The sequence below is a fragment of the Vibrio sp. Vb1554 genome (genome assembly GCF_033344235.1).
Genome location: NZ_JAWPOJ010000006.1, coordinates 24393 through 37153, shown reverse-complemented (window position 1 = coordinate 37153; position 12761 = coordinate 24393). Strand labels below are relative to the sequence as shown.

Annotated in this window: 12 protein-coding genes; 6 read left to right on the top strand and 6 right to left on the bottom strand. The window is 48.3% G+C overall.

Going from position 1 to position 12761, the window contains the following annotated elements:
- The first annotated feature begins 25 nt into the window (after positions 1 to 25).
- On the top strand, positions 26 to 850 hold the full coding sequence (xapA, locus tag R8N28_RS07070) for a xanthosine phosphorylase (protein WP_005379149.1): 825 nt from the start codon (positions 26 to 28) through the stop codon (positions 848 to 850).
- 105 nt (positions 851 to 955) lie between these two features.
- Here the strand turns inward: xapA and R8N28_RS07065 are convergent, their stop codons facing one another.
- Together R8N28_RS07065 and R8N28_RS07060 are read right to left on the bottom strand one after the other, a co-directional pair.
- Complete coding sequence (locus R8N28_RS07065) at positions 956 to 1567, bottom strand: bifunctional 4-hydroxy-2-oxoglutarate aldolase/2-dehydro-3-deoxy-phosphogluconate aldolase (RefSeq protein WP_005379148.1); 612 nt, start codon at positions 1565 to 1567, stop codon at positions 956 to 958.
- A gap of 9 nt (positions 1568 to 1576) precedes the next feature.
- Positions 1577 to 2953 (bottom strand): GntP family permease, encoded by a 1377-nt coding sequence (locus R8N28_RS07060; RefSeq protein WP_182016010.1) that lies wholly within the window; start codon positions 2951 to 2953, stop codon positions 1577 to 1579.
- A 153-nt stretch (positions 2954 to 3106) separates the two neighbouring features.
- On the opposite strand from R8N28_RS07060, the gene R8N28_RS07055 reads away from it, so the two are divergent.
- Complete coding sequence (locus R8N28_RS07055) at positions 3107 to 3631, top strand: gluconokinase (protein ID WP_005379140.1); 525 nt, start codon at positions 3107 to 3109, stop codon at positions 3629 to 3631.
- Complete coding sequence (gene edd, locus R8N28_RS07050; RefSeq protein ID WP_169644353.1) at positions 3631 to 5427, top strand: phosphogluconate dehydratase; 1797 nt, start codon at positions 3631 to 3633, stop codon at positions 5425 to 5427. The genes R8N28_RS07055 and edd overlap by 1 nt, the downstream gene beginning before the upstream one ends.
- 702 nt (positions 5428 to 6129) lie before the next feature.
- Here the strand turns inward: edd and R8N28_RS07045 are convergent.
- The 4 genes from R8N28_RS07045 to R8N28_RS07030 all read right to left on the bottom strand — a co-directional run bounded on the left by R8N28_RS07045 (position 6130) and on the right by R8N28_RS07030 (position 9128).
- Complete coding sequence (locus R8N28_RS07045; protein ID WP_005478614.1) at positions 6130 to 6459, bottom strand: SMR family transporter; 330 nt, start codon at positions 6457 to 6459, stop codon at positions 6130 to 6132.
- Positions 6456 to 6860, bottom strand: coding sequence for an SMR family transporter (locus R8N28_RS07040; protein WP_005384225.1), 405 nt, complete (start codon positions 6858 to 6860; stop codon positions 6456 to 6458). The genes R8N28_RS07045 and R8N28_RS07040 overlap by 4 nt, the downstream gene beginning before the upstream one ends.
- Positions 6861 to 7129: 269 nt before the next feature.
- Positions 7130 to 8065, bottom strand: coding sequence for a LysR family transcriptional regulator (locus R8N28_RS07035; protein ID WP_005379132.1), 936 nt, complete (start codon positions 8063 to 8065; stop codon positions 7130 to 7132).
- Between the two features lie 55 nt (positions 8066 to 8120).
- Positions 8121 to 9128, bottom strand: a complete 1008-nt coding sequence (locus R8N28_RS07030) for a substrate-binding domain-containing protein (RefSeq protein WP_005379123.1) — start codon at positions 9126 to 9128, stop codon at positions 8121 to 8123.
- A 219-nt stretch (positions 9129 to 9347) separates the two neighbouring features.
- Here R8N28_RS07030 and R8N28_RS07025 point away from each other — a divergent pair, with 219 nt between their 5' ends.
- The 3 genes from R8N28_RS07025 to R8N28_RS07015 are packed head-to-tail and all read left to right on the top strand — an operon-like array spanning position 9348 to position 12761.
- Positions 9348 to 10700: a serine/threonine-protein kinase gene (locus R8N28_RS07025; protein WP_005379122.1), complete on the top strand. Its 1353-nt coding sequence runs from the start codon at positions 9348 to 9350 to the stop codon at positions 10698 to 10700.
- A 13-nt stretch (positions 10701 to 10713) separates the two neighbouring features.
- A complete protein-coding gene (locus tag R8N28_RS07020) occupies positions 10714 to 12186 on the top strand; it encodes a hypothetical protein (RefSeq protein WP_042523863.1) in 1473 nt (490 codons plus the stop codon).
- A 2-nt stretch (positions 12187 to 12188) separates the two neighbouring features.
- Positions 12189 to 12761 carry a sigma-70 family RNA polymerase sigma factor gene (locus R8N28_RS07015; RefSeq protein WP_005379118.1) on the top strand — a complete coding sequence of 191 codons (573 nt, stop codon included), beginning with the start codon at positions 12189 to 12191 and terminating at the stop codon, positions 12759 to 12761.

Here is a 12761-nt window from a genome sequence, read left to right as displayed (position 1 = left end):
AACACACAACCAGAAGGTGACTAACATGAATCACGATCCAGTAATCGGCGCGCTACAAACCATTCGCGAACGCAAACCAAACTTCCAACCTAAAGCGGCGTTTATTTTAGGCTCTGGCTTAGGCGTATTGGCAGACGAACTACAAGACAAAGTGGTCATTCCATACGAAGAGCTCGAAGGCTTTCCGGTTAGTACCGTGCAAGGCCACTCTGGTGAGTTGGTGCTTGGTACCATGGGCGGCGTAGACGTAGTGTGCATGAAAGGTCGCGGTCACTACTACGAACACGGCTCAATGAAGGTCATGACCACGCCCGTACGCACCTTTAAAAAGCTGGGCTGTGAGTTTCTGCTCGTCACCAACGCGGCAGGCTCACTTCGCCCTGAACGCATCGACGTCGGTTCTCTGGTGGTATTTCATGACCACATCAATACCATGCCTGAATCGCCAATGATCGGTCCGAATGATGAAGAGTACGGCCCGAGGTTCTTCAGCCTCGCCAATGCGTACGACAAAGACCTACGTGCAGAAGCGTTTGAAGTCGGCAAAGCCAATGGTATTCACCTGAATGAAGGTGTGTTTGTCTCTTACACAGGCCCCAACTTTGAGACCGCAGCCGAAATCCGCATGATGCAAATCATCGGTGGTGATGTCGTGGGCATGTCGGTCGTGCCAGAAGTGATTTCTGCGGCGCATTGCGGCTTACCCGTATTGGCAGTATGTGCGATCACCAACATGGCAGAAGGCTTGGGAGATGTAGAATTGTCTCACGCCCAAACATTGAAGTGCGCGAAGCTAGCCGAAGCCGATTTCATTCGCTTTATTAAGCGCTTTATGAAGCATCACTTCTAAAGCCGTTTCATCCCAAAAAGAAAAAGGGTCATCAAGTTACTTGATGACCCTTTTTCGTATCACGTTTCCCAACGTTCGGGGGCATTTCGGAGCCGTTTGTGCGTTTTACTTAACTGCGCGAACCAATTCAGCAATGCCTTCCCAATCGCCGTTGTCCATCATTGCGGTTGGCACCATCCACGTACCGCCACAAGCTACAACCGATTTCAGCGCTAGGTAATCTTCCACGTTGGATGGGCTTACGCCACCTGTTGGCATGAATTCAACTGGGTAAACCGCCGTGAGTGCTTTCAGCATGCTTACGCCGCCTGATGGCTCAGCAGGGAAGAACTTCAACGTACGCAGACCCATTTCCATCGCTTGCTCAACCAAGCTTGGGTTGTTTACACCCGGTACGATAGTCACACCACGTTGCTGACAGTATTTCACTGTGGTTGGGTTGAAGCCTGGGCTAACGATAAAGTCCACGCCCGCTTCGATCGCGATGTCCACTTGTTCTGTGGTCAGAACGGTGCCCGCGCCAATCAACAATTCTGGGTACGCTTCACGCATGATGCGAATCGACTCCGCCGCAGCTTCGGTGCGGAATGTCACTTCCGCACATGGTAAACCGTTTTCTACCAACACTTTTGCCAGTGGCAGAGCGTGTGCTACGTCGTTGATTGCGATAACTGGGACGATTTTGATTTCTCTTAATCGTTGTTCAAGTGTTGTCATGGGGAACCTCTAAAGAATAAAGCTTAATGTTGCGACGATAATAAACGCGATACTGCCAAGTAACGTTTCCATTACCGTCCAAGTTTTTAATGTGGTTTTCTCATCCATCTCAAGCAGACGAGATACCAACCAGAAACCAGAGTCATTGAAGTGAGACAGTACCGTTGCACCACCCGCAATCGCGATTACGATAAAGCAAAGGTCGAGTTCACTCAAACCTGTTGATGCTGCCACAACTGGAGCGATAAGAGCCGCCGTAGTGGTTAGCGCTACGGTTGCCGAGCCTTGAGCAACACGCAGACAAGTTGAAATCACAAACGCCGCCACAATCACAGGCATACCTGTGTCTGTAAGAACGTCAGCCAGTGCATCACCAATACCGCTTGAGCGCAGTACGCCGCCAAACATGCCACCTGCACCCGTTACTAGGATAACACCACAGATAGGAGCCAATGACTCACCACATAATTTTTCTAGTTTTGCCATGCCGTAGTCTTTGGCAAACACAGCCAGACAGACAATCAAAGTGATCAGCAACGCAACTGGGGTTTTACCTAGCATACGTAGGAACTCAACCAGTGCCGTTTTACCATCAATCACACCCGCAACCGCCAGTGTGTTCAATACCGTATCCAAACAGATTAGCAGTACTGGCAGCACAAGGATGGTCATAACCGTGCCAAATTTTGGTGCGTTGCGCTCATCCACCATCGCTTCGCCATTAAAGAAGGCTTTAGATAGTGGGATATCGAATTTTTTGCCCGCGTACAAACCAAATAGGTAAGCGCCAAGGTACCAAGTTGGAATAGCCACCAGAATACCCACCACCAATAACAGACCGATGTTTGCGCCAAGGAATTCTGCCGCTGCAACCGGACCTGGATGTGGTGGAACAAACGCGTGCATAACCGCAAAAGCACCGGCTGCTGGCAACGCGTATTTAATTGGTGAGCCACCAAAACGAGCCGCCACACTTAGGATGATTGGCATCATCACTACAAGGCCAGCATCGAAGAAGATTGGGAAGCCAAACAGTAATGAAGCGACGCCCAAAGCAAATGGTGCGCGCTCTTTACCAAAGCGACCAATCAAAGTGTCTGCCAGCACTTTCGCACCGCCAGTCACTTCAAGAATTTTACCGATCATCGCACCAAGACCAACCAGCAATGCCACGGAAGCCAGTGTGCCGCCGAAGCCGCCCATCATGGTCGATACGACTTTCTCAGAAGGAACGCCAGTGGCGATTGCCGTACCTAAACTCACCATAGTAAGGGAAGCAAAAGCATGGACTTTCAGTTTAATGATCAGAACGAGTAACGCTGCAATGGCAAGGCCTGCAATCGTCAGTAGGAACGTAGGATCTGGGGCTTGGGTTAATTGCTCCATAGGTTCACCTTTAAGAATTATTGTTTGTGTTATGGTTCACATTTATTTCAGTTACCGGTAACATGTTACCGATAACATGAATAAGATAAACCCATATTTTAAAGTGAATTCAAAAATTGAGATCACGCGCAAATTTGGTTATGAGGATAAGTTATGGCTGGTAGTAGTGTCATCGTTATGGGCGTTTGTGCTAGTGGTAAAAGCACAATTGGTGAGCATCTAGCGAAAAAGCTAGGGCGTAAATTCATTGATGGTGATGATCTTCATCCACGAGCGAACATTCAGAAAATGGCATCGGGCCAGCCTCTGAACGATGATGATCGCAAGCCATGGCTAGAACGCATTCGTGATGCGGCGTACAGCCTAGAAAGCAAAAACGAACACGGCATCATTGTCTGTTCAGCACTGAAAAAGATTTACCGCGATCAGATCCGCGAAGGCAACAACAACGTGACCTTCCTGTTCCTTGATGGCGATAGGGAGTTGATCCTTAATCGCATGCGTATGCGCAAAGGCCACTTCATGAAAGAAAACATGGTGAAGAGCCAATTCGAGACGCTAGAGCGCCCAGACAACGAGCCTCAAACTCTGATCGTCAGTATCGACGGAGACATCAGCGACGTGGTGGAACGCTCTGCCGCTGAGCTAATCAAAATGCAAGCGATCGAGGTGGCGTAATGACTCACTCTGTTGTTCTTGAGGTCACACAACGTTTGACCGAGCGCAGCCGTGAAGCGCGCGCTGCCTTTCTTACTCGCACCGAAGTGCAAGCCGAAGCGGGCAAAGGCCGCGTTGGTTTATCTTGTGGTAACTTAGCCCATGCAGTCGCCGCTTCTTGCTCTTCTGAAAAGAAAAATATTCTCGATTTTACTCATGCCAATGTCGCGCTGATCAGCGCCTACAACGACATGTTGAGCGCCCACCAGCCGTACCAAGATTACCCAGTGCAAATCAAACAAGTGCTGGCGGACTACGGCCATACGGCGCAAGTCGCAGGTTGTGTGCCAGCGATGTGCGATGGGGTGACTCAAGGTCAAGCAGGCATGGATATGTCGCTGTTTTCACGTGACTTAATTGCGCAATCAACGGCGTTGTCTTTGAGTCACAATGTCTTTGATGCCACATTACTGCTTGGCATATGTGACAAAATCGCACCGGGGCAACTGATGGGCGCGCTGTCTTACGCACACTTACCAACGGCGTTTGTGCCTGCGGGTCTGATGGCAACAGGCATCAGCAACGAAGAGAAAGTCGACGTGCGCCAAAAATACGCAGCGGGAGAAGTCGGCAAAGACGCTCTGCTGGATATGGAGTGTCGCGCTTACCACTCTGCGGGGACGTGTACGTTTTACGGCACCGCCAACACCAACCAGTTGGTGTTCGAAGCCATGGGCTTGATGCTGCCAGGTTCGGCATTCATTCATCCCCATACCCAACTGCGTAAAGCGTTAACCGATCACGCGGCTCTGAAAATCGCCTCAATGACGGCGGGTTCTGCACACTTCCGTCCGCTGGCCGAGGTGGTCACAGAAAAGAGCTTGGTCAACGGCATCATCGCTCTACTTGCATCTGGCGGCAGCACCAATCACACCATTCATATGATCGCCGTGGCGCGTGCTGCTGGCATCTTGCTCACCTGGCAAGACATCAGCGATCTGTCGGATGTGGTTCCTTTATTAGCGCGCGTTTACCCGAACGGCCCAGCCGATATGAACGCGTTCCAAGACGCGGGGGGCGTGCCCGCGTTATTGCACCGCTTGAACCAATCCGAGCTTTTGCATCGCGATGTGAAACCCGTGTTTGGTGAATTTGAAGACCAAATGACGCTGCCGAGCCTTGTCGATGGCCAACTGACCTGGACATCGTGCCAAGGCAGCCAAGACGGTGACGTGATCGCCAAACCAGACGCCACTTTCCAAAACACTGGCGGCACTCGCGTACTGACTGGCAACCTGGGCAAAGCCGTGGTGAAAGTGTCTGCGGTAAAAGAAGAGCAACGCGTAATAGTGGCACCTGCGATCGTATTCCAATGCCAACACGAAGTGGAAGCCGCGTACAAACGTGGCGAGCTGAACAAAGATTGCATCGTTGTGGTCACACACAACGGCCCAGCGGCAAACGGCATGCCTGAACTGCACAAGCTGATGCCAATTTTAGGTAACGTGCAAAAAGCGGGCTTTAAAGTGGCGCTAGTGACTGACGGTCGTTTATCTGGCGCGTCAGGTAAAATTCCGTCTGCGATTCATGTTTCTCCAGAAGCCATTCGTGGTGGCGCGATTGGTTTAGTGCGCAACGGTGATTTGATTCGCCTTGATTGTCAAACGGGCGAACTGAACAACTTAAGCGACACCACTGGTCGCGAGTTGATTCATTTCGATACCGAATCGACCCAACAAACTTGGGGACGAGGCTTGTTTAGCGTGATCCGCCAAAACGTATCGAGTGCAGAAGAAGGCGCAAGCTTTATTGTTTAAGGCGAGAAGAAAGACCTCGTCGTTCCGACGAGCCCAAGCAAGATCAGGAATTTAATATCAACGTGCTGTGAAGCCAGAGAAACCCCCTCTACCACAGCACTTTTTGTTGGTAGATTCTGAATCACGCTCGTCCCTCGCTGTCCAGAATGACGAGCTTTGGGATTGGCCACTGCTCTTTCTAAAAAATGAATCCGTCAGTTCGACGAGCCTAGACGAGATCAGGAATCTACTATCAACGTGCTGTGAAGCCAGAGAAAACTCCTCTACCACTGCACTTTTTGTTGGTAGATTCTGAATCACACTCGTCCCTCGCTGTTCAGAATGACGAGCTTTGGGATTGGCCACTGCTCTTTCTAAAAAATGAATCCGTCGTTCCGACGAGCCTAGGCGAGATCAGGAATTTAATATCAACGTGCTGTGAAGCCAGAGAAACCCCCTCTACCACAGCACTTTTTGTTGGTAGATTCTGAATCACGCTCGTCCCTCGCTGTTCAGAATGACGAGCTTTAGGATTGGTCACTGCTCTTTCTAAAAAAATAAATCCGTCATTCCGACGAGCCTAGGCGAGATCAGGAATCTACTATCAACGTGTTGTGAAGCTAGAGAAAACTCCTCTGCCACTGCACTTTTTGTTGGTAGATTCTGAATCACGCTCGTCTCTTGCTGCTCAGAATGACGATATCTAGCATTCAGTAAATTACATCAAGCGGTCTTCATCACTACGACGGCAGCAATCACCACAAAGATACCAAACCAGCCGATTGGTTTGAGTTTCTGCTTAAACAGCAAGGCTCCACCCACTGCGGTACCCAAGATACCGATCGCACCCCAAGAGGCATAAGCAATGGCTAAGTCGATCTCTTTCACCGCTTGTGCCAACAGCGTGAATGCTGTCAGTACCAACACAATCGCCGCAATGCCCCAGCCTTTATATTTAAAACCTTTTGAGCGTGTCAGCGCCATATTGGCCATGATATCGACCAAGGCAGCCATCACGACAAATCCAAATGACATCGTAAAAAATTGACTCATGATTCGCACCTCGTACTAGTAGAAAATGAACGTTCTTTTGCCGGTTTATCGGCATTTTTCTTGGCGTTAGGTTGACCATGTGATTCCCCTAAGGTCACACACACAATGCCAACAACGGCTAACATCAAACCAAACAACTCTTGATGGTTTAAGTGTGCATCAAAGGCGATGATCGACACCACGGTGATCAACGAGATACCTAACCCTTCCCAAACAGCGTATGCCACACCTATCGATATTTTCTTCGCGGCAAACGCGAGAAAGTAGTAAGAGATTGCGATCAGCACATACATTACGATGTAGCCCCACCACCCGTGCCCTTGTCCGATAAGAGACATAGTGCTGGTGCCAGCCACTTCGGCAACGATGGCGAGCAATAAAAATAGACGTGCAACTAGCATGATTAATCCTCCATCAGAAATTAAAAAAATGCATAACGGAGAATGGTGAATGCCGCGTACCTGTATCGACATTCAAAAAGTTAAAAAGATAAAAATGAGCCACTTCTCCTGACTATTTGAGATAAGGTTAGCGCTGGGTAGGAAAAAGAGACAGGTAATTGAGATATTCATTTTTGAATATCTTAAGAAGTAAGTTGTCTATGTAATCACACAATATTGATAAGGTTAAAGCATCTACTCTCTCATTCAGCCGATGCCATAAGGTGACGTCATTGCGTAAAAATCAGCGGCGTATTGAGGGTTTGTCGCACCACTTTATGCAGGTGTCTGTGCAAAGGATGGTTGCGGTTGGTTTGAAGGAAACCGCCAGAGACAACAAACTGGCTAAACTCACGATTAACGGGTGGCATTGCGTAAGAGGCGAGTTCTGGCATCAACAATGCCGAGCTTTGACTGGCATACATAATCGCGTCGGTTTCTTGCAACATTTGGCAAGCCAAACGCAAATTATAGGACTTCAGTAACACTACTGGCTCATAACCCATGCGTCGATACTCGGACTCCACGGTACAAAGCGGTTTATATGACGCAGGCGCAGGCAAAGAGACGAGTGGTAGTTTGGACACCGTGTCCCAATCATTGCTGACTTTCGACAACGTTGGGTGGTTTTTGCGCGCCAAAATCACTCGTTTTTCAACGAATAACGGGCGCATGTAAATGTCTTTCGACAGCTCGGTCTCTTGGTCAAGAATGCAGTAATCGTGCTCACCTTCTAACATTTCATCGTGCGAGTAAGTATTCCAGCTGGAAAAGGCAAAGTGCGCTTTGGGAAAGGCTCGATGACAACCAGTGAGCAGTCGCTGCCCTTGCTCATCCATCAAATAAGGGTCAGTTACAATCGCAATCTGCCCTTGGTATTGCAGTGGGTCGAACACTTCAAATTCTTGCACCACTTTTTCCAGTGGTGCAACCATATTGTCGAACTCGGCGGCGAGACGAATCGCCATGGGTGATGGCTCTACCCCATGTGCTTTACGCACAAAAAGCGGGTCATCAAACACTTGCTTCAACTTCATCACGCCGCGGCTGGCGCTCGGTTGAGAAATGCCAAGCTGCATTGCGGCCAGCTTGATGCTGCGGTTTTCCACCACAGCTTTTAATAAACGCATTAAGTTGAGATCCAATGCATCCAGCTGATGTGCCATACCCTAACCTACCAATACCATTGATGAGCGAATACAAAGAGCAGTTAACAATTAGTTAAACACTCTCTCCCGACGTGATCTGATAACCCATATCGAAGACTTTTTCTTCTTGTGTTTCGCCTTTCAGGCGCGCAATTAATAGCTCTGCGCTCTTTACACCAATTTGGAAACGCGGCGTATCAACGCTGGTCAGTTTCGGGCTGATGGTTTGACCGATATCCAGCGCGTTATAGCCCGCCACTGCCAATTGCTGTGGAACTTGAATGCCACGTTGCTGCGCACTCAGCATGGTGCCAATTGCGATGTCATCGTTGGTACAGAACACCCCATCGAGCGTTGGGTGCATTTCCAGTGCGCGTTCGAGCAAATCATGCGCTAAAGAAAAACTAGAATGATCACCAGTTAATACATGTTTGGGTTCTAGCCCTGCTTCTGTCATCGCGCGATCGTAACCTTGCATCCGCAATTTGGTTCGCGTATCCAGACGCGCGCCAAAATAGACGATTGTACGCTTCCCCGTATCTAGCATCTGCTTAACCACGGTGTACGACGCATCTTCATGATCGAGTCCAACCGCCATATCAATCGGCTCCGATGGCAGTTCCATGGTTTCGACCACCGGAATGCCCGCATTTTTGATCATCTGTAATGTACGCGGCGTGTGATGGCTTTCAGTTAGAATAAGTCCATCGACTTGATAAGAGAGTAATGACGCGATCTTGCGCTCTTCTTCAAGCTCATCGTAGCTAAAATGCGCTAAAAGCGTCTCATAGCCATTGGCTTTGGTCACCATCTCTATGCCCTGAACAAAGGAAGCAAAAATTTGGTTGGACAAAGACGGCAGTAAAATACCAATGGCTTTACTGGAGGACTTTGACAACATCGCCGGTGCACGGTTTTCGATGTAACCCATCTCTTCAATCGCAGTCGCAATCTTAGCCCGAGTCTTTTCTGCCACCGACTCAGGGTTACGCATATAGCGTGAAACGGTCATCTTCGTGACGCCAACCTGGTCTGCGACATCCTGCAATGTCGTACGCGTTTTCTTATTCTGTTGAGCCATAAATATGTGATTTATCAGTAATGTTACAAGTAACATTATGACGAATAGACTCTCTGCCGACAAGCTCAGTGAAAATAATTCGCAAAATCATGACGTTATTACTCCATTAGCCATCAAATTGCGTTTCATGGATTGTGAATCAAAACCGAATAAATAAATGACATTTATATCAAAGTTCTTATAAAATGCCGTACCTAAAAGAATAAGACATTAGTCACAGTGCAGTTAGGCTCTAGCGAAACCCAGATTTACTACCACCTGCTTGATCTGGACGACTCCCAAAAGCAGCAATACCTCCAAGCATTGCAACGAAGTCAACCTGAGCTGTATCGACAACTCGTTCCTCTTTTAGCCAACGAGACACCGGAAGAACAACTAAAGCAGTTACTTTATTTTGGTGCTCATCAGGCAACGAACCAAGACGTCGATCTAAGCGGAGAAATCATCAGTAAGTACCGCCTAACTCATGAGTTGGGGCGTGGTGGCATGGGTGTCGTATACGCAGCTCTACGTGCAGATGAAACGTTCGAGCAAGATCTGGCTATCAAGTTTATTCAAAGCAATTTGAGTAATGTGTTAGGGCAACGCGCACTCTTCGATGAAGCTCAACTTCTCGCGCGTCTAAACCATCCTTACATCGCGAAAGTGTTTGACGGCGGTCTCCATCAAGATTCGGTTTACATCGTGATGGAGCGGGTGTTTGGTCAAACTTTAGATGAGTACCTATCTGAAAATAAGCTAGAAAAAACGGAGAAGCTGCTGCTGTTTAAGCAGATCTGTCAGGCGATGGAGCACGCCCACCAACACCAGGTTTTGCATGCCGATCTAAAACCAGAAAATATACTGATTGATCGTAGCAAGCGTCCCAAGCTGCTTGACTTCAACTTGACTCAAAAAGCGCACTCCAACCGAGAAGACTCACCCTCAGCGCTGATTGCTTTTAGCCAAAATTTTGCCAGCCCAGAGCAGCAAGCAGGACAGGTTCTAACAGAGCAAAGCGACGTGTACTCCTTGGGCAAAATTCTCGCTTTGATGTTTCCATCACCAACAATTTGGTCTGATGTTTACTGGGTGATAAGACGCGCAACGCGTCCTGCCACTCAAATGCGATATACCGATGCTAGAGCATTGCGCATTGATATCGAACGAATTATCGAACGCCGCCCAATCGAGCAGAAAAAAAACTGGCCATTGTATAGCGCCTTTCGCTTGGTACAGCGACGTCCCCTTGCTTCGGTATTGTCAGGCATCATTGTGCTCTCTGGTGTGTTATTTGGCAGCGCCATGATGCAAAAGAATATCCAGCTGCAACAAGAGAAGAAGATTGCAGAAGATATGATGTACGAAATGACTCGCCTCATCTTCCACGCGAAGGGGCAAAATGTCGAACATCTCTCAGTGAACTCCATGATGGAGTTAACACGAAGGCGGATACTCTCTAACCCAGATATCCCCAAACATATAAAACAAAAAATGTTGTTGGCGATGATGACACCGGTGCCAGAGAAGCACCTAACTACACCAATGAGTTGTCAGCCAAATTGTGCGTCTAAGGACAGCACCAACCAATAAGGCTTAAAACAAGATGTATACACGTTCAGTGGTATTTTGGCTGTCTGCATTGACGGCTACGTCCACGTTGGCAGCAGACGTTTCAGTTGCCACTTCACACCCACCAGCTTCAACCTTGAAGCAAGGCTACTTTATCGACGCCCCAGTGACTGGCCTGTATTACAAAACCAGTTCCAATATCACTGGCGTCACTCAGCAAGGTGCATTTCATTACCAACCCGGTGATGTAATTAGCTTCTTCCTTGGTAACGATGATAAAGGTTATCTGCTGACGACCTTATCAAGCCAAGAAGTGCTGACGCCGACGATGGCGACAACCAAACCTAGCCGCAGCATCAATATGACGCGTCTGCTGCTTTCTCTCGACAGCACGCCTGAGAATCGTGAGGAAATTGTCCTAGCAAACCGTGTGCTTTCTGATCCTCACTTTCAAAGCCAGCTCAAAGGCCTTGATCTCAATTACCTGGATGACGCTAAACGCTACCTCAATCTCGATTGGGTATCTGTCAATGAGGCGATTGAGCACCTAAACGAAAGCCAGCAGTACATTGAAAAAAACTTTTCCTCTGATGAGATCATTTTTGAACCTCGCGACATGACGTTCAAAAACATCGTCATCAAAAAGAAGGATTGGCAAGGCCGCGCTTGTGCTTACGATCTACGCTATCAGCATCATCCCAAATATCGTCCTCCTATTGGTGAAACTCGATTCACTATCACCAAAGACTCATTGATTGAACACCCAAGCATTGGCGACCATTTTCAAGGCTGCTTCCTCTCGATGAAGCGCCCTATCACGGAAGATGTCGTCGAACCGATAAGCAAGTTTGCGGATTGGTTTAATATCGTTGGTTGTTCAATCACAGGGTGCACCCGCAACGACTTGAATGGCTTCTCTCTCGAAGACTTCGATGATGAAGGTGACTGGAAGTACCGCTCCGTTGCCCTCAATTTTGATCCGAGCACCGAGTTATTGATGGAAAAAGTACAAGGTCTCGGGCGTAAAAAAAACATCCAACACAATAACCGCACAGAAATGCTCTGGTTTACGTATCCAAATACTAGCGAACACGATATTGACTACCTCGGTGTGTGGCAGCAAACCGAATACCACCAACAGTCCATGACACAATCGTGCCTATTGATGCGCCATCAACAAGTCATGCGACTGCCGCAAAATACGGACACCTGCCCAACCGATACAAGCCTGTACACCCAAGATGTTACCCGCGAATTTGCCGACATGTGGTGGGTCAACAATAGCGCCCCCAAAGCCGAACTCGCGCAAATGAACGTCATGGTACGTTGGTCAACAACCCCATCTGAAATCAATTACACCACCTGGGAATACTTGCCAGCTGGTGCAACTTGGGAGCAAGGCATTTTATATCGCTATCAACAAAATGTTCTGCGCAACCAAGACGGTTCCGATCGCATTGAAACCCACACCATTTCTGAATTTGTCAAAGTGAGCGAGGATGTATAACCATGGCAACAGCAGTAGCACTGACACAAATCATTCAACAATGGCAATCTGGTGATAAACGAGCTGAGAGCGAGCTCTATCAGTTTGCTTATTTACAGTTGCGTAAGATCGCCCAGCACGAGCGTGAACGAAATGCAGAAAAGTACGGCACCGACAACAAAGTACTGGCAGACAGCGTCAACAGCACCACGGCATTAATTCATGATGCTTACCTGAAAATGTCCAACTGCGACATGAGTGAAATTGAAACAAAGCGCGATTTCTTTTTGATGGCCGCCAAAGTGATGCGTCAAATCTTGATCGACAACGCACGCTCGCACCAAGCACAAAAGCGTCAACACATTACATTGATGAGAGATGAAGAAGATCGTTTCGAGCAATTGATTATCATGGATAAAGCTCTGGATAGTTTCAGTAGCCGCTATCCACGCCAATCGAGCGCACTCAAACTCAAGTATTTAATGGGCATGAAAAACCAAGAAATCAGTGAGCTACTCGAGTGCAGCGCAAGCCTGATAGAGAAAGACCTCAAATTCTCTCGCAGTTGGCTACAATCACGAATGGCGCACACGTAA

Coding starts and splice junctions, on each gene's coding strand:
- xapA (WP_005379149.1), top strand. CDS start 26: ATGAATCACGATCCAGTAATCGGCGCGCTACAAACCATTCGCGAACGC.
- R8N28_RS07065 (WP_005379148.1), bottom strand. CDS start 1,567: ATGACAACACTTGAACAACGATTAAGAGAAATCAAAATCGTCCCAGTT.
- R8N28_RS07060 (WP_182016010.1), bottom strand. CDS start 2,953: ATGGAGCAATTAACCCAAGCCCCAGATCCTACGTTCCTACTGACGATT.
- R8N28_RS07055 (WP_005379140.1), top strand. CDS start 3,107: ATGGCTGGTAGTAGTGTCATCGTTATGGGCGTTTGTGCTAGTGGTAAA.
- edd (WP_169644353.1), top strand. CDS start 3,631: ATGACTCACTCTGTTGTTCTTGAGGTCACACAACGTTTGACCGAGCGC.
- R8N28_RS07045 (WP_005478614.1), bottom strand. CDS start 6,459: ATGAGTCAATTTTTTACGATGTCATTTGGATTTGTCGTGATGGCTGCC.
- R8N28_RS07040 (WP_005384225.1), bottom strand. CDS start 6,860: ATGCTAGTTGCACGTCTATTTTTATTGCTCGCCATCGTTGCCGAAGTG.
- R8N28_RS07035 (WP_005379132.1), bottom strand. CDS start 8,065: ATGGCACATCAGCTGGATGCATTGGATCTCAACTTAATGCGTTTATTA.
- R8N28_RS07030 (WP_005379123.1), bottom strand. CDS start 9,128: ATGGCTCAACAGAATAAGAAAACGCGTACGACATTGCAGGATGTCGCA.
- R8N28_RS07020 (WP_042523863.1), top strand. CDS start 10,714: ATGTATACACGTTCAGTGGTATTTTGGCTGTCTGCATTGACGGCTACG.
- R8N28_RS07015 (WP_005379118.1), top strand. CDS start 12,189: ATGGCAACAGCAGTAGCACTGACACAAATCATTCAACAATGGCAATCT.